General features: G+C 72.1%; 21 protein-coding genes and 1 tRNA gene. 2 read left to right on the top strand and 20 right to left on the bottom strand.

What is annotated here, in order from left to right:
- Window positions 1–2 precede the first annotated feature (2 nt).
- From secF to ACGIF2_RS01565, 18 genes are all read right to left on the bottom strand, one after another.
- A complete protein-coding gene (gene secF, locus ACGIF2_RS01480) occupies window positions 3–1,100 on the bottom strand; it encodes a protein translocase subunit SecF (protein ID WP_396042732.1) in 1,098 nt (365 codons plus the stop codon).
- Window positions 1,100–3,052: a protein translocase subunit SecD gene (secD, locus tag ACGIF2_RS01485; protein WP_396042734.1), complete on the bottom strand. Its 1,953-nt coding sequence runs from the start codon at window positions 3,050–3,052 to the stop codon at window positions 1,100–1,102. The genes secF and secD overlap by 1 nt, the downstream gene beginning before the upstream one ends.
- A 90-nt stretch (window positions 3,053–3,142) precedes the next feature.
- Window positions 3,143–3,556: a preprotein translocase subunit YajC gene (gene yajC, locus ACGIF2_RS01490; RefSeq protein WP_396042736.1), complete on the bottom strand. Its 414-nt coding sequence runs from the start codon at window positions 3,554–3,556 to the stop codon at window positions 3,143–3,145.
- Between the two features lie 136 nt (window positions 3,557–3,692).
- Window positions 3,693–4,739, bottom strand: coding sequence for a Holliday junction branch migration DNA helicase RuvB (gene ruvB / locus ACGIF2_RS01495; protein ID WP_396043340.1), 1,047 nt, complete (start codon window positions 4,737–4,739; stop codon window positions 3,693–3,695).
- 16 nt (window positions 4,740–4,755) lie between these two features.
- On the bottom strand, window positions 4,756–5,373 hold the full coding sequence (ruvA, locus tag ACGIF2_RS01500) for a Holliday junction branch migration protein RuvA (protein ID WP_396042738.1): 618 nt from the start codon (window positions 5,371–5,373) through the stop codon (window positions 4,756–4,758).
- A gap of 91 nt (window positions 5,374–5,464) precedes the next feature.
- Window positions 5,465–6,037: a crossover junction endodeoxyribonuclease RuvC gene (gene ruvC / locus ACGIF2_RS01505; RefSeq protein ID WP_396042740.1), complete on the bottom strand. Its 573-nt coding sequence runs from the start codon at window positions 6,035–6,037 to the stop codon at window positions 5,465–5,467.
- A gap of 66 nt (window positions 6,038–6,103) precedes the next feature.
- The gene (locus tag ACGIF2_RS01510; protein ID WP_396042742.1) at window positions 6,104–6,859 is read right to left on the bottom strand and encodes a YebC/PmpR family DNA-binding transcriptional regulator; all 756 of its coding nucleotides are present in this window, start codon (window positions 6,857–6,859) and stop codon (window positions 6,104–6,106) included.
- A 55-nt stretch (window positions 6,860–6,914) separates the two neighbouring features.
- On the bottom strand, window positions 6,915–7,526 hold the full coding sequence (pdxT, locus tag ACGIF2_RS01515) for a pyridoxal 5'-phosphate synthase glutaminase subunit PdxT (protein WP_396042745.1): 612 nt from the start codon (window positions 7,524–7,526) through the stop codon (window positions 6,915–6,917).
- A 21-nt stretch (window positions 7,527–7,547) separates the two neighbouring features.
- On the bottom strand, window positions 7,548–8,747 hold the full coding sequence (locus ACGIF2_RS01520) for a pyridoxal phosphate-dependent aminotransferase (protein ID WP_396042747.1): 1,200 nt from the start codon (window positions 8,745–8,747) through the stop codon (window positions 7,548–7,550).
- A gap of 79 nt (window positions 8,748–8,826) precedes the next feature.
- Window positions 8,827–9,396, bottom strand: coding sequence for an NUDIX hydrolase (locus ACGIF2_RS01525; protein ID WP_396042749.1), 570 nt, complete (start codon window positions 9,394–9,396; stop codon window positions 8,827–8,829).
- Entirely contained in the window at window positions 9,393–10,316 is a 924-nt protein-coding gene (gene pdxS / locus ACGIF2_RS01530; protein ID WP_396042751.1) for a pyridoxal 5'-phosphate synthase lyase subunit PdxS, read from the bottom strand. Before pdxS ends, ACGIF2_RS01525 begins: the two co-directional genes overlap by 4 nt.
- A 61-nt stretch (window positions 10,317–10,377) precedes the next feature.
- Complete coding sequence (locus tag ACGIF2_RS01535) at window positions 10,378–11,064, bottom strand: hypothetical protein (RefSeq protein WP_396042753.1); 687 nt, start codon at window positions 11,062–11,064, stop codon at window positions 10,378–10,380.
- Window positions 11,061–12,284, bottom strand: coding sequence for a glycosyltransferase family 4 protein (locus ACGIF2_RS01540; RefSeq protein ID WP_396042755.1), 1,224 nt, complete (start codon window positions 12,282–12,284; stop codon window positions 11,061–11,063). Before ACGIF2_RS01540 ends, ACGIF2_RS01535 begins: the two co-directional genes overlap by 4 nt.
- Window positions 12,281–13,246, bottom strand: coding sequence for a phosphatidylinositol mannoside acyltransferase (locus tag ACGIF2_RS01545; protein ID WP_396042757.1), 966 nt, complete (start codon window positions 13,244–13,246; stop codon window positions 12,281–12,283). Before ACGIF2_RS01545 ends, ACGIF2_RS01540 begins: the two co-directional genes overlap by 4 nt.
- Window positions 13,243–13,851, bottom strand: coding sequence for a phosphatidylinositol phosphate synthase (gene pgsA / locus ACGIF2_RS01550; protein WP_396042759.1), 609 nt, complete (start codon window positions 13,849–13,851; stop codon window positions 13,243–13,245). The genes ACGIF2_RS01545 and pgsA overlap by 4 nt, the downstream gene beginning before the upstream one ends.
- Before the next feature lie 7 nt (window positions 13,852–13,858).
- The gene (locus ACGIF2_RS01555) at window positions 13,859–14,437 is read right to left on the bottom strand and encodes an HIT family protein (RefSeq protein ID WP_396042761.1); all 579 of its coding nucleotides are present in this window, start codon (window positions 14,435–14,437) and stop codon (window positions 13,859–13,861) included.
- Between the two features lie 7 nt (window positions 14,438–14,444).
- The gene (gene thrS / locus ACGIF2_RS01560; protein ID WP_396042763.1) at window positions 14,445–16,448 is read right to left on the bottom strand and encodes a threonine--tRNA ligase; all 2,004 of its coding nucleotides are present in this window, start codon (window positions 16,446–16,448) and stop codon (window positions 14,445–14,447) included.
- 143 nt (window positions 16,449–16,591) lie between these two features.
- Window positions 16,592–17,269, bottom strand: coding sequence for a TetR/AcrR family transcriptional regulator (locus ACGIF2_RS01565; protein WP_396042765.1), 678 nt, complete (start codon window positions 17,267–17,269; stop codon window positions 16,592–16,594).
- A 122-nt stretch (window positions 17,270–17,391) separates the two neighbouring features.
- On the opposite strand from ACGIF2_RS01565, the gene ACGIF2_RS01570 reads away from it, so the two are divergent.
- Window positions 17,392–19,638 carry a hypothetical protein gene (locus ACGIF2_RS01570; protein ID WP_396042767.1) on the top strand — a complete coding sequence of 749 codons (2,247 nt, stop codon included), beginning with the start codon at window positions 17,392–17,394 and terminating at the stop codon, window positions 19,636–19,638.
- Between the two features lie 121 nt (window positions 19,639–19,759).
- Here the strand turns inward: ACGIF2_RS01570 and ACGIF2_RS01575 are convergent, their stop codons facing one another.
- Both ACGIF2_RS01575 and ACGIF2_RS01580 read right to left on the bottom strand, forming a co-directional pair.
- Window positions 19,760–20,566 carry an alpha/beta fold hydrolase gene (locus ACGIF2_RS01575; RefSeq protein WP_396042769.1) on the bottom strand — a complete coding sequence of 269 codons (807 nt, stop codon included), beginning with the start codon at window positions 20,564–20,566 and terminating at the stop codon, window positions 19,760–19,762.
- Between the two features lie 197 nt (window positions 20,567–20,763).
- A tRNA-Val gene (locus tag ACGIF2_RS01580) sits at window positions 20,764–20,835 on the bottom strand.
- A gap of 192 nt (window positions 20,836–21,027) precedes the next feature.
- On the opposite strand from ACGIF2_RS01580, the gene ACGIF2_RS01585 reads away from it, so the two are divergent.
- Window positions 21,028–21,456, top strand: coding sequence for an SsgA family sporulation/cell division regulator (locus ACGIF2_RS01585; protein WP_396042771.1), 429 nt, complete (start codon window positions 21,028–21,030; stop codon window positions 21,454–21,456).
- The last annotated feature ends 69 nt before the right edge of the window (window positions 21,457–21,525 follow it).

Here is a 21,525-nt window from a genome sequence, read left to right on the forward strand (position 1 = left end):
TGCTACTTCTTCCCTGGCTTGCGACGACGGGGTTGTGCGGCGGTACCGAGGTGGGTGCCGGGGCGGAGCTGCCCGACGTGCAGCACCGGCGCCGCTGCTTCGCCCTCGGACCCGCCCTCGGCCGCGGCCGCACGGGCGGCGCGGACCTTGGCGGTGTGCGCCACGATCTTGGGCTCGCGCTCCCGCAGCGTCACCTCGACGGGCGTCGCGAGGAAGATCGAGGAGAACGTCCCGACGGCCATGCCGACGAAGAGCGCGAGGGCGATGTCCCGCAGCGTTCCGGCACCGAGCAGGAACGCCCCGATGAACAGGATCGCACTGACGGGCAGCAGGGCGACGACCGACGTGTTGATCGAACGCACGAGCGTCTGGTTGACGGCGAGGTTCGCCTTCTCGGCATAGGTGTAGCGCGTCTGGTCGAGGGCGTCGACAGTGTTCTCACGGACCTTGTCGAAGACCACGACGGTGTCGTAGATCGAGTACCCGAGGATCGTCAGGAAGCCGATCACCGTGGCCGGCGTGACCTCCCAGCCCACCGCCGCGTAGATCCCGACCGTGATGATCAGGTCGTGGAACAGCGCGATGAGTGCGGCCGCGGCCATGCGCCAGTTGCGGAAGTACAGCGTCATGACGGCGGCGACGAGCACCAGGAAGACCACCAGGCCGTTGATGGCCTTCTGGGAGACGTCCTTGCCCCACGACGGACCGACGAACGAGCTCGCGACGTCGTCGACCGTCACACCGAACGCCTCGGCGAGCGCCTCGCGACCCTGCTCGAGCTGGTCGGGGTCGAGGGCGACGGTCTGGATGCGCAGCGCCGAGCCGCCGACGGTCGTGACGCGCGGCACCTCCTCGGGGGCGATCTCCTCGATCACGTCGCTCGCGAGCGTCTGGTCGGTCTCGGACACCCCCGAGACGACGAACTGCGAGCCGCCGCGGAACTCGATGCCGGGGTTCAGCCCCGGCCAGATCAGCAGCAGGCCCGAGAGCACGACCAGCACGGCCGAGATCAGGTACCAGGTGCGGCGACGTCCGACGATGTCGTACGAGCGGCGCCCGGTGTACAGGTCGTTGCCCCACTGGGCGAATCCGACGGCCATCAGTGCTCGTTCCCCTCGGTGCGACCGGACCCGCGCTGTTCGCCCGACTCATCCGGAGGTGTGCTGGCGCCGTTCGACGTCCCGGGCTGCTCAGCGGCGGCCTCGGGCTCCTCGACGGACCCGTTGCTGGTGCTGCGGCCTTCCGCGGCGGCACGCTCAGCCGCCCGGCGCTCCGCGATGGTCATCGTGTGCCCGCTGACGCCGGCACCGACGGGGACACGGTGGTCAGCGTCGAGCGCGTGCGTCTCGCCCGCCCCTGCGGCGCCCTTCGTGACGACCTTGCCGCGTCCGACGTAGCGGGTCGTGGAGACGCCGAGACGGCGCGGGTCGAGACCCGAGAACCGGTGGCCCTCGGCGAAGAACGGCGTCCGCGCGATCAGCGTCATGAGCGGGTGCGTGAAGCAGAAGACCACGAGGAGGTCGATCAGCGTGGTCAGGCCGAGCGTGAACGCGAACCCGCGGACCCCGCCGACCGCCAGGAAGTACAGCACCACGGCGGCGAGGAAGTTGACAGCGTCGGACGCCAGGATCGTGCGCCGGGCGCGGTCCCACCCGCGGTCGACCGCGGCCCCCAGGGTCCGCCCGTCGCGCAGCTCGTCACGGATGCGTTCGAAGTACACGATGAACGAGTCCGCGGTGATGCCGATGGCGACGATCAACCCGGCGACACCGGGCAGCGACAACCGGTAGCCCTGCGTCCACGACAGCAGCGAGATCACGCCGAACGTCACGATCCCGGCGATCAGCAGCGACGCGACGGTCACGAGACCGAGCGCGCGGTACTGGAACAGCGAGTAGACGACGACGAGCAGCAGGCCGATGGCGCCCGCGATGAGCCCCTTCTGGAGCTGCTCGGTGCCGAGCGTCGCGGAGATCTGCTCCTGGCTCTGCATCGTGAACGTCAGGGGCAGCGCACCGAAGTTGAGCTGGTTGGCGAGCGTCGCGGCGGTCTCCCGCGTGAACGAGCCCGAGATCTGGGCCTCGCCGTTGCTGATGATGACGCCAGGATCGAGCGACGGCGCCGAGACGACGAGGCCGTCGAGCACGATCCCGAACTGGTTCTGCGGCGACGACAGGGCCTGCAGGCGCGTCGTCGTGTCCCGGAAGAGCTTGGTGCCCTCGGAGTTGAACTTGAGGTCGACGACCCACTGGTTGGTCTGGACGCCCGTCGAGCTTCGCCCCAGGCCGGAGGTCGCGGAGGACACCTCGGTGCCCTTGACCTCGACCGGGCCGAGCAGGTACTTGGCCGTGCCGTCGGTGTCGCACGTCACGAGGGCCTTGTCGGCGGGCGAGAGCTCACCGCCGACGAGGTTCGCCGGGTCGGTGCAGTCCAACGCGTTGAACGCCGCCTCGACCGCGGGCGTCACGTAGTACTCCGTGTCGCTCGGCGAGTCGGGCGCTGCCTTGGTCGGCGTGTCCGAGGGTGCCGTGGCCTCGGCGGACGGCTCGGCGCTCGGCGCCTCGGTCGCGCCCTCCGTCGCGCCCTCGCTCGGCGCCTCGGTCGCACTCTCGGTGGACTCGGGCGCGGGTGTCGCGGTGTCGGTCGTCGGGGTCGGGGCGGCGACCGCCAGCACGGGCCGGAACGTCAGCTGCGCCGACTTGCTGACGAGGGCGATCGTCTCCTCGTTCGGCGTGCCGGGCAGCGAGACGACGATGTTGCGCCCACCCTGGCTCGTGATCTCCGCCTCGGAGACCCCCGAGGAGTCGACGCGCTGGCGGATCACGTTGATCGCCTGCGAGATCGTCTCCGACGTGATCGGCTCGTCGTTCTCGGTGACGGCCGTCAGGATGATCTGCGTACCGCCCTCGAGGTCGAGCGCCAGCTTCGGCGTCCACGACGCGTCCGAGAGCTGGGTGCCGGTGAAGATGGTGCCGAACAGGGCGACCAGGAGGGCACCGAGCACGACGAGCGTGCGGACCGGCCGCGAGCGGCGGGTGGGGGGCTGGGCCAACGGAGTGTCTTCTCTCGTGCGCGCACCGCCCGGGACTGACCGGACGGTGGGACCGTTCCCGCGCGGCGCCGGGCGCCGCGGGGCTGAGGGCTACTTCTTCTCGTCGTCGTCGGTGTCGTCGCGGGCGGGCGGCAGCGTGGACAGGTCGTCCGGGACCTCGATGACCTCGTCGTCGGCTGCGCCGTACGACTCGTTCTCGTCGTCCTCGTCGTAGTCCTCGTCGTCGTCCCCGTCCGACTCGTCCTCGACCGGCGGCTCGACCAGCTTCGCGATCGCGGCACGCAGCCAGCGCGACTCGTTGCCGGGCGTCGACTCGAGCGTGATGATGTCGTCGTCGATCGCCACGATGGTGCCGAACAGACCCGACCCGGTCATGACCTCCTGACCCACCTCGAGGTTCGCCCGGAAGTCGGATACCTGTCGCTGCTGCTTGCGGGTGCGGCTGGTCATGAGCCACATCGCGCCGAAGGCGAGAGCGATGATGAGGAGGAACGAAGCGTCCATGAAAGGCTGAGTCTCCATCTGGGTCGTGATGTCCGCCGAAGTCTAGGCGCCTCGGCTGCCCGTGCCCAACATCCTGGGCGCGTCCGCACGTGACAGACGTGCGAGGCGCGCGGGCCGGCTCCTGGAAGAACGATCGTCAGGAGAACAAGGTTCCCGCCGCAGGGGGTGCCGTGAGCCCCAGATGCGCCCATGCGCCGGGCATCGCGATCCGCCCCCGGGGCGTGCGTCCGACGAGCCCTTCGCGCACCAGGAAGGGCTCGGCCACGGTCTCGACCGTCTCGGGCTCCTCCCCCACGGCCACCGCGAGCGTCGTGAGCCCCACGGGGCCACCCCCGAACCGGGTGCACAGCGCCGTCAGCACCGCGCGGTCGAGGCGGTCCAGGCCGAGCGCGTCGACCTCGTAGACCTCGAGCGCGGCGCGCGCGGCGGCGAGCGACAGCCGGCCGTCGCCCCGCACCTGCGCCCAGTCCCGGACCCGGCGCAGCAGCCGGTTCGCGATGCGGGGCGTGCCGCGCGAGCGCGAGGCGATCTCGCCGGCCGCGTCGGCGTCGAGCGGCACGCCCAGCAGGCCCGCCGACCGAGTCAGCACGCGCTCGAGCTCGTCGGCCGAGTAGAAGTCCAGGTGGCCCGTGAAGCCGAAGCGGTCACGCAGGGGTGCGGGCAGCAGTCCGGCGCGGGTGGTCGCACCCACCACGGTGAACGGTGGGAGCGACAGCGGGATCGCGCTGGCCCCGGCCCCCTTGCCCACGATCACGTCGACCCGGAAGTCCTCCATCGCGACGTACAGCAGCTCCTCGGCCGGACGTGCCAGCCGGTGGATCTCGTCGAGGAACAGCACCTCGTTCTCCTCGAGCGAGGACAGCACCGCCGCGAGGTCGCCCGCATGCTGGATCGCGGGGCCGCTCGTGACCCGCAGCGACGCACCGAGCTCGGCGGCGATGATCATCGCGAGCGTCGTCTTGCCGAGCCCGGGAGGTCCCGAGAGCAGCACATGGTCGGGCGCCTTGCCGCGGCCCATCGCCGCCTGCAGCACGAGCGAGAGCTGGTCGCGCACGACGTGCTGGCCCACGAACTCGTCGAGCCGTCGGGGCCGGAGCGCGGCCTCGGCGGCGCGTTCGAGGTCGTCGGCGGTCGAGCGGACGATCGAGTCGTCCTCGCCGGGGTGCACGCGCTCGGTGGTCACCTCGTCCTCGCGGTCGTCAGGCACGCCCGCCACCCAGCGAACGCAGCGCGGCACGCAGGACGCCCGCGACCTCCTGCGCACCGACCGGGGCGTCGCTGCCCGCGAGCACCTGCGCCACGGCGTCCTCGGCCGCCCGCACGTTCCAGCCGAGCCCGACGAGCGCCTCGACGACCTGGAGCCGGCGGTCGGTCGGGGCCGCCGTCGCCGACGCCTCGGCGCCACCGACGGTCGTGGGCGCCCCCAACCGGGCACCGAGCTCGAGCACGATGCGCTGGGCACCCTTGTGCCCGATGCCCGGGACCCGCTTGAGCGCGGCCAGGTCCTCCGACCCCACGGCTCGACGCAACGCGTCGGGCGAGTGCACAGCGAGCATCGCCAGGGCCAGGCGCGGCCCGACGCCGCTGACCGTCTGGAGCACCTCGAAGACCTCGCGCTCGTCCGCCTCGGCGAAACCGAACAGCGTCAGCGAGTCCTCGCGGACCACGAGCGACGTCCACAGCAGCGCCTCGGCACCGACGCGGAGCGCACCGAGCGTGGTGGGCGTGGCCTGCACCAGCATCCCGACGCCGCCGACCTCGACCACCGCGGCATCGAGCCGCACCGCCAGCACCGTGCCCCGTACCGACGCGATCACCGTGGCTCCCTCTCCTCGTCCTGGGCGCGAGCTCTCGCGCCCCCCGCACTATCCCACGCGCACGAACACGTGTACGAACGACACGCACCGCTCAGGGGCGTCCGCCGCGGCGCGCAGCCTGCTCGGCCGCCGCCCACGCGCGCTGGGCGGACGTGAGCGAGCCGGGGGCACGCTGCGGCGAGCCGAGCGCGCCCGCCGGGCGCCACAGGTGGCAGATGGCCAGCGCGAGCGCGTCGGCGGCATCGGCCGGGCGGGGCAGCTCGTCGAGCGAGAGCAGCCGCTGCACCATCGCCTGGACCTGGGCCTTCTCGGCACGCCCGTTGCCGGTGACCGCGGCCTTGACCTCGCTCGGGGTGTGCAGCGCGACAGGGATGCGACGGCGCGCAGCCGCGAGCATCGCGACCCCCGCCACCTGTGCGGTGCCCATCACCGTGCTCAGGTTGTGCTGCGCGAAGACCCGCTCGATGGCGACGGTGTCGGGAGCGTGCTCCTCGATCCACTCGTCGAGCTGCAGGGCGATCGCGAGCAGTCGCTGGTCGACCTCGTGCGAGGCGTCCGACCGCGCCACCCCCACGGCGACGAGACGCACGCGGCGCCCCGCCAGGCCGTCCACCACGCCGAGACCGCACCGGGTCAGGCCGGGGTCGACTCCGAGGACGCGCACGCGCTCAGTCTCCCAGCGCCGGGCCACGCCGGGCGGCAGCGCCGCCCGGCGAGCCGGACAGGAACGTCACTCGGCGTCGAGCTCGGCCATGACCTCGTCGGAGGCGTCGAAGTTCGCGTAGACGTTCTGCACGTCGTCCGAGTCCTCGAGCGCGTCGATCAGGCGCATGATCTTGCGGACACCCTCGACGTCGACCTCGATCTGCGTCGCGGGGTAGAACACGACGTCCGCGGAGTCGTACTCGATGCCGGCCTCCTGCAGGGCCGTCCGCACGGGGACCAGGTCGGTCGCGGCCGACAGGACCTCGAACGAGTCGCCGAAGTCGTTGACCTCCTCGACGCCGGCGTCGAGCGCGGCCTCCATCACGGCGTCCTCGTCGGTGCCCTCCTTGGGCACCATGACGACCCCGCGACGCGAGAACAGGTACGACACCGAGCCCGGGTCGGCCATCTGGCCGCCGTTGCGCGTGAACGCGACCCGCACGTCCGACGCGGCACGGTTGCGGTTGTCGGTGAGGCACTCGACGAGCACAGCGATCCCGCCGGGGCCGTAGCCCTCGTACATGATCGTCTGGTAGTCCGCGCCGCCTGCCTCCTGGCCCGAGCCCCGCTTGACCGCACGGTTGATGTTGTCGATCGGGACCGACGTCCGCTTGGCCTTCTGGATCGCGTCGAACAGCGTCGGGTTGCCCGCGACGTCGCCGCCGCCCGTGCGCGCCGCGACCTCGATGTTCTTGATGAGCTTCGCGAAGAGCTTGCTCCGCTTGGCGTCGACGACGGCCTTCTTGTGCTTGGTGGTGGCCCACTTGGAGTGACCCGACATCGCTCTACCCCTTCGGTTCCGCCCTGCGAGCCCGACCTGCCCCGCGTCGGGCGGATCAGCGGCTGTCGCGGACGATCTGCACGAACAGTCGGTGCACCCGCGAGTCTCCGGTGACCTCCGGATGAAAGGAGGTCGCGAGCAGTGGGCCCTGGCGCACCGCGACAATCCTACCGGCGGCGGGACCGTTCTCGACGCGCGCGAGCGCGGTGACCTCCGGGCCGACCTCCTCGACCCACGGCGCACGGATGAACACGGCGTGCAGCGGGTCCTCGACCGAGTCCTCGATCCCCTCGAACGCCAGGTCCGTCTCGAACGAGTCGACCTGCCTGCCGAACGCGTTGCGGCGCACGGTGACGTCGAGGCCGCCGAGCGTCTGCTGGCCCTCGGCACCGCCCAGCACCCGGTCGGCGAGCAGGATCATCCCGGCGCACGAGCCGTAGGTGGGCAGGCCCTCACGGAGCCGCTGCTGCAGCGGCTCGAACAGCTCGAACGCGCGCAGCAGCTTGTCGATGGTCGTGGACTCCCCGCCCGGGATCACCAGGCCGTCCACCGCCTCGAGCTCGGCGGTCCGGCGCACCGGCACGGCACGGGCCCCCGCGTGCTCGAGCGCACGCGCGTGCTCGCGCACGTCGCCCTGCAGGGCCAGGATGCCGATGGTCGCCGTCACGGTCGCCGATCCTACGGCGCGTCAGTCCGCGTGCGCCGCCGCGACCGGGACAGCGGCCGTCGGGGTCGCGGCCCACTCGTCGACGAGGTCGGCCAGCCGCTCGAGACCCGTGAGGATCGCGGTGCGGTCGGACGCGAGCGACACCCGTACCTGGCCTGCGCCGCCCGCCCCGAACGCGGTGCCGGGAGAGACCGAGACGTGCTTCTCGCGCAGCAGCCGCAGCGCGAACTCGTCGCTGTCCGGGGTCGCGCGCGTGATGTCGACCATGAGGTAGAACGCGCCGTCGGGCCGCACGCACGGGATGCCGCGGGCCGCGAGCAGCGCGACCGCGGCGTCGCGACGCTCGCGGTAGCGGGCGACGGCGTCACGGACGTCGTCCTGCGGGCCGGCGAGGGCCGCCAGCGCGGCACGCTGGCTCACCGACGACGGGCACGCGACGGTCGCCTCGGCGACCTGGCCCAGCAGGTCGTGCACCACGTCGTCTCTCGTCACGACGTAGCCGAGCCGCCACCCCGTCATGGCGTAGGTCTTGGAGAACGTGAAGAACGTGACGACCCGCCCGTCGGTGTCGTAGCGGGCCGGGCTCACGTGCTCAGGGCCGAACGTGATCGCCTCGTAGCACTCGTCCGAGAACACCCACAGGTCGTGGCGCCGGGCGATGTCGACGATGCCCTCGAGCACGTGCGCGGGGTACATCGCACCCGTCGGGTTGTTGGGCGAGCTCACGAGCAGCACCTTGGTGCGCGGCGTCACGGCGGCCTCGATGTCCTCGAGGGTGGGCACGAAGCCGGCCGCGGCCCGCGCCGGGTACGTCGCGACGTCGACGCCCACGGCCGTGGCGGCCATCCGCCAGTTGGGGAACTCGGGGTCGGGGACGAGCATCTCGTCGCCCGGGCCCATGAGCGCGTTGATGGCCATCGCGAGACCGTGCATGGCCCCGTGCGTGGCGACCACCTCGTCGGGCGACGTGGGCAGGCCGTTGATCTCGGTGACCTTGCGGGCCAGGGCCGTGCGCAGCTCGAGCGAGCCCACGCTCGACGTGTAGCCGGTGTGGCCGTGGCGCGCGTCGCGGGCCGCCGCCTCGATCACGTGCGCGGGGGTGGAGACGTCAGGCTCGCCCAGCTCGAGGCGTATCGCCGTCGGGTCGAGCATGGCGAGCTCCATGACGCTGCGGATCCCGCTGCGCTGCATACGGATGACAGGTGAGGTCGAGGTGGGCACGTACCGCACGGTAACCCCTCGATGTCACCGGCATGTGACGACGCAGGTCCTGCCTGCGGCGTGTCCCCGGTCACGGGCCTCAGCCGCGACAGTCCCCCAGATGCCGGGTCTGCCCGTCCCAGCCCGGCAGGAGCCCACGCACGAGGTCGACCAGCCCTTCCGGGAAGACCTCCTGGCGCACCTGCGCGAGCTCGTCGAGGTCCCACCAGCGCAGCTCGTCGACCAGGTCGAGCTCGATGTCGGTCCAGCCCTCGCGACTGAGCGCGTCGACGTCGGAGCCCACGCCGTGCCCGAGCCGCGCGACGAAGATCTCCTCGTCCTGCCGGCAGTGCTCGGCGAAGAAGTCGAAGACCGCCGAGCGCGTGAGGACGGGCCCGACCAGCGCGTCCGCGGCGAGCTCGATGCCCGTCTCCTCGCGCACCTCGCGCAGCGCGGCCGTGCGTGCGTCCTCGCCCGGGTCGATGCCCCCGCCGACAAGGAACCACCAGCTCCGGCTCGGCTGGTCCGCGTCGTGCCCGCGCATGAGCAGCACCCGGTCCTGCGGGTCCAGCAGGATCACCCGCGCCGCCCGGCGGAACCGCAGCCCGTCCGCGCCCTCGACCCACTCGGAGCCCAGGGCGTGGACCGGACCGTGGACCGGCTCGGTCACCAGCCCCGCTCAGCCAGGCGGTGCGCGACGGGCACGTCGTCGACGTTGATGCCGACCATCGCCTCGCCGAGCCCCCGCGAGACCTTCGCGATGACGTCCGGGTCGTCGAAGAACGTCGTCGCCTTGACGATCGCGGCAGCACGTTCGGCCGGGTTGCCGGACTTGAAGATGCCCGATCCGACGAACACGCCCTCCGCACCGAGCTGCATCATCATCGCCGCGTCGGCCGGGGTCGCGATGCCCCCCGCGGTGAACAGGACCACGGGCAGCTTGCCCGTCCGGGCCACCTCCTGGACCAGGTCGAACGGCGCCTGCAGGTCCTTCGCGGCGAGGAACAGCTCGTCCTCGGGCAGCGACGTCAGGCGGCGGATCTCGTCCCGGAGCGTGCGCATGTGCGTCGTCGCGTTCGAGACGTCGCCCGTGCCGGCCTCCCCCTTCGAGCGGATCATCGCCGCGCCCTCGGTGATGCGCCGCAGCGCCTCCCCCAGGTTCGTCGCACCGCACACGAACGGGACGGTGTAGGCCCACTTGTCGATGTGGTGCGCGTAGTCGGCCGGGGTCAGCACCTCGGACTCGTCGATGTAGTCGACGCCGAGGCTCTCGAGCACCTGGGCCTCGACGAAGTGGCCGATCCGGGCCTTGGCCATGACGGGGATGGACACCGTCGAGATGATCGCGTCGATCAGGTCCGGGTCGCTCATCCGCGCGACCCCGCCCTGGGCCCGGATGTCGGCCGGGACCCGCTCGAGCGCCATCACGGCGACCGCGCCGGCGTCTTCGGCGATCTTGGCCTGCTCGGCCGTCACGACATCCATGATCACGCCGCCCTTGAGCATCTCGGCCATGCCGCGCTTGACGCGGGCGGTCCCGACGGCACCACCGGGTGCGGACGGGGCGGACGTGCTGCGTTCAGTGGTCACGCTGGCCTCACGATCGAACGGGCGGGAAGGGTGGCGAACACCCTGGGAAGGCGTCCTCGATTCATCCTAGACCGTGGGGTTCTCGCCCGGTCTCGCCGTTCCGACCTGCGGAAGCAGCCGGTCGGCCGGGCCGCCCGAGGGCGTCCGGCCACGCGTCGTCGAGCTCGAGGGTCTGGGGCACCGGGGCGTGACCCGCGAGGCGCAGCAGCCGCACGATCCACCCCTTGCGGACCCGCTGGGTCTGCGCCACCGCCTCGTTGTGGAAGCGCCGTGCCAGCTGCGTGCGGTACCAGGACGCGGCGATCGCGTCGAGCAGCATGTCCCCGCCCGGCTCCTCGCGCAGCTCGGCCACCTCGTCGACGTCGTCCAGCACGGCGCGCAGCGTCGCCGACAGCTCGCTCTCGGCGAGCCCCCGGTCGTGCTGCTGCAGGTGCGGGTCCCCCGCGCGTGCGCCGACCCCGTCGAGGTCGAGCGGGAGCGCCGCGAGCCCCGAGACGTCCTGGCCACCGGCAGCCAGCGCACCCCAGGCCGCCTCACCGACGAGCAGCGAGCTCACCGGGTCCATGAGCCCCGACGCGGCGAGCGTCGACGCGGCCGTCGCCCGGCGCAGCAGCTGCGCGTCGACCACCGCGCGCGACGCGGCGACCTTGCGGTGCAGCCGGTCGAGCCGCGAGGCCGCGACCCACACCCACCACACGGTCAGCGCGATCAGCGCGGCGGCGAGCACAGCACCCTCGGACCAGCTCATCGCGCCTCACCTCGTCCGCGCCGTCGATCCAGGAGCCGCGAGCCGCGCCGCGAGGAGGGGTCCTCCCGCACGGGCGACTCCCGGTCCTCGACGACCATCTCGTACACCGTCAGCACCTCGTGCGTGACCGACGACCAGTCGTAGCGCCGCACGGCCTCGCTGCCGCGGGCGACCAGCTCGCGCCGGCGCTCGTCGTCGCCGAGGACCGCCAGCAGCGTGCGTGCCAGGTCCTGCGAGTCGCCCGTGCGGAACAGCGCGCCCGCCCGCCCCTCGTCGAGCACGCGCCGGAACGCACCGAGGTCGGACGCGACGACGGCGGTACCCGCGCTCATGGCCTCGACGAGCACGATGCCGAAGCTCTCGCCGCCCGTCTGCGGCGCGCAGTACACGTCGACCGACGCGAGCAGCCGGGCCTTCTCCTCGTCGCTGATGCCCCCCAGGAACTCGACCGCGTCGGCGTTGTCGCCGATGAGCGCACGCACGTCGTCGGGGCCCGTCTCGCCGCGCCCCGCGACGAGGAACCGGGTCCCCGGGCGGTGCCGCAAGATCTCGGGCACCGCGCTGAGCAGCACCGCGAGGCCCTTGCGCGACTCGTCGAGCCGCCCCAGGAACGCCACGGTCGGTGCCTGCGGTGTGCCGACCCAGCGCGGGTCGCTCGTCGCGTCGGCGAACGCGTCGACGTACACCCCGTTGGGGATCACGACCGCGTCACCGCCCAGGTGCTCCACGAGGGTGCGTCGGGCGTCCTCCGAGACCGCGATCCGGGCGCTGATCTTCTCGAGCGACTGCCGCACCAACGGGTAGGCGGCCTGCAGGGTGCGCGAGCGCAGCAGCGCGGTGTGGAACGTCGCCACGATGGGGCCGTCCGCGATCCACAGCGCGAGCATGCTCAGGCTCGGGGTCACGGGCTCGTGCAGGTGCAGCACGTCGAACTCCCCCGCGGCGAGCCAGCGCCGCACCCGCGCGGCGGTGACCGGGCCGAAGGTGAGCCGCGCGACGGCGCCGTTGTACCGCACGGGCACGGCCCGCCCCGCGGACGTCATGTACGACGCGATCGGGGTCTCGTCGTCGGCCGGGGCCAGCACCGACACCTCGTGCCCGCGCGCGATCAGCGCCTCGGCCAGGTCCCGCACGTGGAACTGCACGCCACCCGGGACGTCGAACGAGTACGGGCAGACGATCCCGATGCGCAGCGGTCGCGCGTCAGCCGGTTCGCTCACCGCTCCGCCTCCGAGGCGGCCACCGTGGCGGCGTACCGCTCGGGATCCAGGTCGGCGACGAACACCTTCTGCAGCATGTGCCAGTCCTCCGGGTGGTTCTCGATCGTTCCGGCGAGCTGGTCGACCCATCGCTGGGTGGTCACGGCCACCTGCTCGCGTCGCGATCCGGTCGTCGGCGGCACGACGGGCGGGTGGAACGTGACGACGACGCCCCAGGGCGACCCGGCGACCCGGCGGCGCTCGCCGTGCAGCCGTTCGTAGTGGACGCTGATCGCGACCAACGGCGCGCCCGTCGACACGGCCAGCGCGGCCGGCCCTGCCGCGACCCGGGCCCGCTCGTCGAACAGGTCGACCTCGACGCCGCGCGCCGTGAGGTCGCGGTCGGCGAGCAGCGGGAGCAGGCCGGGACCCGTGCGCGCCACGCGCAGGAGCTCACGGAACACCTCGCCGCCCGGGGCGAGCGGGATGATCCGCATCCCCAGGTCCTCGCGGAACCGCAGGAACGCCTGGAACAGCTCCTCGGGCTTGAGGCGCTCGGCGACGGTGGTCACGGGCGCGAGGTCGACGGTCCCCCACGCCCCGGCGAGGTCCCAGTTGCCCATGTGTCCCAGGGCCGCGACGACGGTGCGCCCCTCGTCGAGCGACGGCTGGACGTTCTCGCGCCCGACGACCCGCACCCGGGCGAGGATCTGCTCGCGCGTCAGCGACCCGACCGCGAACGCCTCGCCGAAGTAGCGGATGTACGAGCGCATGCCGGCGCGGCTGAGCCGCCGCAGCTCACGGTCGTCCATCCACGGACGCACCCGGCGCAGGTTCCTCTCGAGCTGGCGCACGCCGGACCCGTGCCGCAGCCACGCGACGTCGGCACCCAGGTTGCACGCACCCCGCAGCAGCGGCCCGGGGACCCGGCCCGCCCCGCGCAGCCCCAGCAGGTACAGCGGAGCAAGGTCGGGGCTCTTCACCGAGCAGCCTCGACCTGCCGCCGCACGGCGGCCATCCGCTGGCCCACCGTGACGGCCGAGGCGAGCGCGAGCAGCCCGAGGACGACCGTGAGCACGACCGACGGCAGCCCGACCCCGACGAGGGCGCATGCCACGAGGACCGCCGCGAGCCGGTCGGCCCGCTCGGCGATACCCACCGCAGCCGTCATGCCGAGCCCTTCGGCCCGGGCCCGCGCGTAGGGCACGATCGAGCCGAGCACGAGGCACGCGAGGGCCAGGACCCCGGCCACGCGGTCGTCGCCCGTCCCGAAGAACCACAGCACGAGCCCCGCGAAGATCGCGGCGTCGCCGAACCGGTCGAGGGTCGAGTCGAGGAACGCGCCCCACGCGCTCGACCGTCCGGCCCGGCGGGCCATCACGCCGTCGAGCGAGTCCGTGAGGACGAACGCCGAGATCACGAGCGTGCCGAGCAGCAGATGGCCCGTCGGATAGGCCCACAGCGCCGTCACGACGACGGCAAGCGTCCCCGTGATCGTCACCGCGTCGGGTGAGACCCCATGTCGCAGCAGGGCGTCGGCCAGGGGCGTCATGACGCGTGTCATGAGCCCCCGCAGTCGGTTCAGCACGCCGTGGTCATCCCTTCAGGTCAGACGGCCACGCCGCAGCGAGGCGCGCCCGGGTGTCGCCCAGGATCTCGGGCAGTGCGCGCGTGCGCGCGACGATCGGCAGGAAGTTCGAGTCGCCGCCCCAGCGGGGCACGACGTGCTGGTGCAGGTGCGCCGCGATGCCGGCGCCCGCGACGTCGCCCTGGTTCATGCCCAGGTTGAAGCCCTGCGGGGCGTACACCTCGCGCACGACGCGCATCGCCGTGCGGGTCAGCTCGGCGACGTCGGCGACCTCCTCGGGCGTGAGGTCGGTGTAGTCGGCGACGTGCCGGTACGGGCACACGAGCAGGTGGCCCGAGTTGTACGGGTACAGGTTGAGCACCACGTACGCGGCCCCGCCGCGAGCGACGACCAGACCTTCCTCGTCGCTCAGGTGCGGCGTGCGGCAGAACGGGCAGCCCGCACCGGCCGTCGCGTCGGTCGGCTTGTTCTCGCCGCCGATGTACGCCATCCGGTGCGGGGTCCACAGCCGCTCGAAGCCGTCGGGCACACCGGGGTGATCGCCCGGCTGCTCGACCTCGACGGGGTCGTCGGCGTCGTCGCTCACGGCGCGCTCAGACCTGGACGCGGTCGCGCACGGCCGCCACGACGCGCTCGACGGCCTCGGCCACCGGCACGCCGTTGTCCTGGCGCCCGTCGCGGTAGCGGAACGACACCGCGCCCGCGTCGACGTCGTCCCCGCCGGCGATCAGCACGAACGGGATCTTCTGCGTGCTGGCGTTGCGGATCTTCTTGCCGAAGCGCTCGTCGCCCGTGTCCAGCTCGGCGCGGATGCCCTGCGCCCGCAGCTGGGCCACGACGTCGGCGAGGTAGTCGTTGAACGGCTCGGCCACCGGCACCGCGAGCACCTGCACGGGCGCCAGCCAGGCCGGGAACGCCCCCGCGTAGTGCTCGGTCAGCACGCCGAAGAAGCGCTCGATCGAGCCGAACAGCGCGCGGTGGATCATCACCGGGCGCTGCCGCGAACCGTCCGCCGCCGTGAACTCGAGCTCGAAGCGCTCGGGCAGGTTGAAGTCGAGCTGGATCGTGGACATCTGCCACGTCCGCCCGATCGCGTCACGCGCCTGGACCGAGATCTTCGGGCCGTAGAACGCCGCGCCGCCCGGGTCGGGGACGAGCTCGAGCCCGGACGCCTCGGCGACCTCGGCGAGCGTCCGCGTCGCCTCGTCCCAGACCTCCTCCGAGCCCACCGACTTCTCGGGGTTGCGGGTCGAGAGCTCGAGGTAGAAGTCCTCGAGGCCGTAGTCCTTGAGCAGGTCGAGGACGAACTGCAGCGTGGTGGTGAGCTCGTCCTTCATCTGCTCGCGGGTGCAGTAGATGTGCGCGTCGTCCTGGGTCAGGCCGCGCACGCGGGTCAGGCCGTGCACGACGCCCGACTTCTCGTACCGGTACACGGTGCCGAACTCGAAGAGCCGCAGCGGCAGCTCGCGGTACGAGCGCCCGCGCGAACCGAAGATCAGGTTGTGCATCGGGCAGTTCATGGGCTTGAGGTAGTAGTCCTGGCCCGGCTTGCGCACCGATCCGTCGTCGTTGAGCTCGGCGTCGATGTGCATGGGGGGGAACATGCCGTCGCGGTACCAGTCGAGGTGGCCCGAGACCTCGTACAGGCGTCCCTTGGTGATGTGCGGGGTGTTGACGAACGAGTAGCCCGCCTCGATGTGGCGCTTGCGGGAGTACTCCTCCATCTCGTTGCGGATGATGCCGCCCTTGGGGTGGAACACCGGCAGGCCCGAGCCGAGCTCGTCGGGGAACGAGAACAGGTCGAGCTCGGCGCCGATCCGGCGGTGGTCGCGGCGCTCGGCCTCGGCCAGCCGCTCGAGGTACGCCTTGAGCTCGTCCTTGGTGGGCCACGCCGTGCCGTAGACGCGCTGCAGCTGCGGGTTCTTCTCGGACCCGCGCCAGTACGCGGCGGCCGAGCGGGTGAGCTGGAAGCCGTTCGCGATGAGCTTGGTGCTCGGCAGGTGCGGGCCGCGGCACAGGTCCTGCCACGCGACCTCGCCGGTGCGGCGCACGTTCTGGTAGATGCTCAGACCGCCGAGACCCACCTCGACGCTCGCACCCTCGCCGGCCTCGGCGGCGGTGCCCTTGAGCCCGATGAGCTCGAGCTTGTACGGCTCGTCGGCCAGCGCCGTGCGGGCCTCCTCCTCGGTCACGTCCCAGCGACGGAAGGTCTGGCCCTCCTTGACGATCCGCTGCATGACCTTCTCGAGGGCCTTGAGGTCCTCGGGGGTGAACGGGGTCTCGACGTCGAAGTCGTAGTAGAAGCCGTCCGTGATGGGCGGTCCGATGCCGAGCTTCGCCTGCGGGTTGACCTCCTGCACGGCCTGGGCGAGCACGTGCGCGGCCGAGTGGCGCAGCACCGCGAGGCCGTCGGGCGAGTCGATCGTGACGGCCTCGACGACCGCCCCGTCGGGCAGCGGGAGCGCGAGGTCGCGGAGCTCACCGTCCACGCGGACGACGACGACGTCACGCCGTGCGCCGAAGAGATCGGTGCCCGTCGTCCCCGCCTCGACCGTAGTGCTCGTTCCGTCGACGGTCAGGGTGATGTCCTCGGGCACGGGTGCGATCTCCTCAGGTCAGGCCAGCCGGAGCGGCGGGCGCACCCACGATGCTACCGAGCCTGGTCGGCCGTCCGGCCGCAGCACGGCCGACGGCCCGTCGCGGGGCGGACGAGGGACGGTCCCACGGCACCGCGGGACCGTCAGACGGACGGCGCCCCGTGCACCTCGCTCCACTGCGTCGACGCCCAGTCGACGTCGGGGTAGCGGCTCGTCTGGGTGGAGGGACCCGTGAGCATGCCCGCGAGGGCATCGACCAGGAAGTCCCCGACCTCGGGCCACCGCGGGTCGGCACCGTCACGGTCGGCGGCGCCCTCCACGTCGGCGCACGAGGTCAGCACCAGCCGCATCATGAGGCTGAGACGCCCCCGCGCGACGCCAGGGTCCAGGGCGGACATGCGCGAGAGGAGCGAGGTGCCGATCGACCGGTCGGCGAGGCTCGTGCGGGAGGTGTCACGGAAGAGCGGTGCGGTCTCCGGGTGGTAGAAGGCCCGGGCGAGGAAGCGGGCGCGCCAGCTCGGGGTGGGGAGCTCAGCGAGGTTCGCCGTGACCGGGAGCACCAGGGCGCGCACGTCGCCCACGAGCGACTCGGACTGCTCGAGGAGGCTCAGTCGCTGTGCGGCGACGGCCACCGCGTGCCGTTCGACGAGGGTGCACAGGAGCCCCTCCCGGCCACCGAAGTGGTACCGGACGGCCGAGTGGTTCTTCTGGCCCGCAACCTCCGCGATCCTGCGGTCGGAGACGTCGGAGATCCCGTGCTCGGCGAAGAGCCTCTCGGCGACGTCGAGCAGCGCGGTCCGTGCTGCGTCCGACCTCGTCATCGGTGGTGAACCTCCAGGGCGTGCGTGCCGAAGTGACACAGGTCATGGATCGTAGCGGCACTGATTTTAAGCCACGTGGCGTAAAGTGCGGAGGAACCCCCACCGAACGGAGCCCATTCATCGTGCTGCCCGATCCCGACCAGACCGAGGCCGAGCGAGCCATCGCTGCCGACGCGCGTCCACCCGCCACCGAGCCGTCGGCAGCGCGACGCACGAAGCCAGGGCCCTCCCCCGTGAAGGCCAAGATCATGGGCTACGTCGGCATCCTGGCCTTCCCGTTCGTCATGGTCACGATGATGTACGCGACCTACATCGGCACGATGCACGCCCCGCAGGTCACCGACCTGCCCGTCGCGGTCGTCGGCGCCAGCAGCGACTCCGGGGCCGCGCACGACACCTTCGCTGCGCTCGACGCCCTCCCCGACGACCAGGTCGAGCCGCTCATGGTCGCCACCGTCGCCGAGGCGCGCGCGCTGCTCGACTCGCAGGACGTGGCCGCCGCGATCGCCCCACCCGTCCTCGACGGTGCCCCCGCGACCGTGTACGTCGCCGGCGGCGGCGGTGCGTCCAGGGCGCAGACCGCGCGGACGTTGGCCGTGTCCACCACCACGGGCCTCGGCTGGTCCGCCGAGATCGAGGACGTCGCGCCGCTGCCCGCGGGCGACTCGTCCGGCACCGTCGCGCTCTTCGCCGCGATGGGGATGATGCTCGCGGGATACGTGCCGATCAGCATCATGATGATGGGCACGCCGCACCTGCTGCGGCTCCGCCGCTTCCTGCCCGCGCTCGCCGGCTGGGCCGTCGCCGTGCCGAGCGTGATCTACCTGCTGCTCGGCCCGGTGGTCGGGGGCGTCGCAGGGCACTACTGGGAGTTCCTCGGCGTCGGCGCGCTCACCATCTCCGCTGTCGCCCTCGTCCAGCTCTTCTTCACCAAGCTCGCCGGACCGCTGGCGGTCCTGCTCGGCATGCTGCTCCTCGTGGTGCTCGGCATGCCGGCGTCGAACCTGGCCCTGCCGGTCGAGTCGATGCCTGGCTTCTTCCAGGCCGCCCACCACGTCCTCCCGCTCCCGGCAGCAGGTGAGGCCCTGCGCTCGATCCTCTACTTCGACGGGGTCGGCCTGGCGCCACACCTGATCACGCTCGGTGTCGGGCTCGTCGTCGGTCTCGTCCTCGCGGCCGTCGTGGACCGCAAGAACGGCGACGTCATCCCCGTCGCGTCGAAGTTCGAGGACGCGGACACCCCCCTGCCCGCGCTGCCTGGGGGTCCCCTCCGCTCGAAGAAGATGCGCTACTTCGCCGCTGCCGCGTTCCCCGGCACCCTGGTCGTGCTCGTCGTCGGCCTCATGGGCTTCACGATGCACGCGCCGACGGTGCGGGACATGCCGGTGGCCGTCGTCGGCCAGACCAGCGAGCTGGCGGGTCAGGCTGCCGCCGGGCTGCAGCAGGCGCTCGGCGACGTCGTCGACCTGCGGGTCGCCGACTCCGTGGCGGCGGCCGACGAGGCGATCACGCAGCAGGAGGTCGTGGCGGCGTTCGTGCTGCCCGGCGTCGAGGGCCAGGACGCCGTCCTGCGCACCGCGTCCGGCGCGGGCATGGCGCAGCAGCGCGCCGCCTCCACGATCTTCACCCAGATCGCCGACGCCCAGGGGATGTCGCTCCAGCAGGTGGACGTCGCGGCCCTCACCCAGGACGACCTGCAGGGCAGCAACAGCATGTACGTCGCGATGGCGTGGGTCATGGCGGGCTTCCTGCTCTGCTCCGTGCTGCGCGGTGGAGCACCGCACCTGCGCACGATGCAGCAGCTGCTGCCCGTGCTGCTCGGCTGGGCCGTCGGCATGTCCGTGTGGCTGTGGTTCCTGTTCTCGGTCCTCATCGGAGCGGTCCACGGCAACGCGTGGCAGCTGATCGGCTTCGGAGCCGTGACGATCCTCGCCGTCTCGCTCGCCACGGCGGTCCTCACCCGGACGATCGGCATGGCGGGCGTGCCGATCGCCACCCTCGTCATGATGCTCGCGGGCGTCCCGGCCTCAGGCGGTGGCATGTCGATCTACATGGTCCCCGAGCTGTTCCGCTCATTGCACGGCGTGCTCCCGCTGGCGGCCGCCACGGACGCCGTGCGGTCGCTGACCTATCTCGGTGGCACCGGCGTGGTGCAGAACCTGCTCGTCATCGTGGCCTGGGGAGCGGTCGGCCTGCTGGTCAACGTCCTGGTGGACCGCTACCTGGCGACGCGCCCGCCGCACCCGCAACCCGAGCGCTTCATGCCGCAGCGCAGCTCGGGCACACCGGCCTCGACCCTGCCGACCGGTGCGGACGGGACCACCTCTGACGCCGCTCTCGAGCCCGAGCCGACGGGCGCGCGTTCGTAGGCCGTTGGTCTGGACGGCGGGCCGTCGCGGCGTCAGCGCCGTGGCGGCCCGCCGGTGCGACTCCTGACCCGGCCTCGGTCGCACCAGGGCCGCCACCTGCCGCACGAGGATCGGCCTGCCGTCAGGACAGGCCGGCGACGAAGTCGGCGAGGTCGTTGACGACCCGGTCGGGCTGCTCCAGGTGGACGCCGTGGCCGGCGCCCGGGTACACCACGAGCCTGGCGCCGCGGATGCGGTTCACGATGGTGTCCTGGTCGCTGCGTGGGACGACCGGGTCATGGTCCCCCCAGATCAGGAGCGTCGGTGCTGTGATCCGGTCCAGCATCGCGGTCGCGTCGGAGTCGATCAGCCCGCGCATGGCGCCCTTCCAGACTCGGGCGGGAGCCTTCAGGCTCTCGTCGACGAGGTCGTCGACGACTCCCTCGGGCAAGCTCTCGGGGCTGGTGGCGCGCACGAAGCCCTCGACGAACGCACGGTCGAGCGGGTCCTCGAGGCGCGCGATGGTCTCCCACATCTCGGCGACGCCGGGCTTGTCGGCAAGAGTGGCTGGGGTGCTGACGAGCACCAAGCCGGAGACCCGGTCGGAGCTGCTGCCGGCGACGACTTCGGCGACCAGGCCGCCGCTGGAGGTCCCGACCAGGACTGCCCGGCGGACGCCGACCGCGTCCATGAAGGCAACGAGGTCGGCCGCGTAGTCGGCGGGCCGGTAGCCGTCGCGAGGCCGGTCGGCGTCACCGTGGCCGCGCTGCGTCGGGGCGTAGCCGTGGATGAACGGTGGCAGGCGTTCGAGGAGGGCCTCGAGGTACCGCCAGGACTCCACGTACCCGTGCACGAAGACCACGTCGATCCCGGCAGGGTCTCCGACCTCGGCGTAGGGCAGTGTGAGCTGGCCGGTGACGGCCGCGGTCTTCACTGCGACACCCGTCATGGGCGGGCCCCTCCCTGCTGCGGCCGCCCCCCACGCTGAGGATGAGGGACCCCCAGCCATTCTCACCCGCCCCGAGGCGGGCGTCACCGTCTCGCAGAGACCCAGTGACAGATCGGGCTGCGGAGGGGCGACGGGGCCCGAAAACGAGAACCGCCTCCGACCAGCGATGTCGCTGACCGGAGGCGGTCTTCTCGATGTGGGCGATACTGGGTTCGAACCAGTGACCTCCTCGGTGTGAACGAGGCGCTCTACCACTGAGCCAATCGCCCGTCGTCACGACTGCACGACCCGCAGGCCGTCCACCGTGGTTGACGTCGAGAATGCTACCCAACGTTTGGCGATATTCCGAACCGGACTCGCCGCGCGGCCTGATGGGTGAACTCCGGGACGAAGTTCACCACGAAGCGCCGTCCCGCTGCCATGATGGCAACTCCACTCACGTGCGAATCAGGAGGACGCCGGTGACGCAGCAGTCGTACGACGTCGTCGAGGTCGTCACCATGCAGCTGATCAGCTCCGACGCGAGCGTGATCCCGGTGACCGCAGAGATCTCGTTCCGGATAGCCGACCCCTACACGGTCCGTGCTGTCTTCACCGGTCCCCACACGATGTCGACCTGGCTGCTCGGCCGCGAGCTTCTCGTCCAGGGCATGCTCGCCCGGAGCGAGGCCCCCGCAGGTACGGGCGACGTGCAGGTCTGGCGCGACGAGGACCCGGACTACGCGCTCCTGTCGCTCAGCGGGGTCGAGGGCAGTGCGCTGCTCGCCACCCCGGCCGAGCCCCTCGAACGCTTCCTCACCGCCACGCAGGCGCTCGTCCCGCTGGGATCCGAGAGCGACCGCATGGAGAGCGAGATCTCGGCGCTCATCGCAGCGTTGCTGACCGCCTGAGAACCCGCAGCACCGACCCCGCAGCACACGCGACAGGCCGGCCGCCCCTCACGGGGTGACCGGCCTGTC

The organism is Cellulomonas sp. P22 (assembly GCF_044392165.1).

Coding starts and splice junctions, on each gene's coding strand:
- secF (WP_396042732.1), bottom strand. CDS start 1,100: ATGGCCGTCGGATTCGCCCAGTGGGGCAACGACCTGTACACCGGGCGC.
- yajC (WP_396042736.1), bottom strand. CDS start 3,556: ATGGACGCTTCGTTCCTCCTCATCATCGCTCTCGCCTTCGGCGCGATG.
- ACGIF2_RS01510 (WP_396042742.1), bottom strand. CDS start 6,859: ATGTCGGGTCACTCCAAGTGGGCCACCACCAAGCACAAGAAGGCCGTC.
- ACGIF2_RS01535 (WP_396042753.1), bottom strand. CDS start 11,064: ATGAGCTGGTCCGAGGGTGCTGTGCTCGCCGCCGCGCTGATCGCGCTG.
- ACGIF2_RS01565 (WP_396042765.1), bottom strand. CDS start 17,269: ATGACGAGGTCGGACGCAGCACGGACCGCGCTGCTCGACGTCGCCGAG.
- ACGIF2_RS01575 (WP_396042769.1), bottom strand. CDS start 20,566: ATGACGGGTGTCGCAGTGAAGACCGCGGCCGTCACCGGCCAGCTCACA.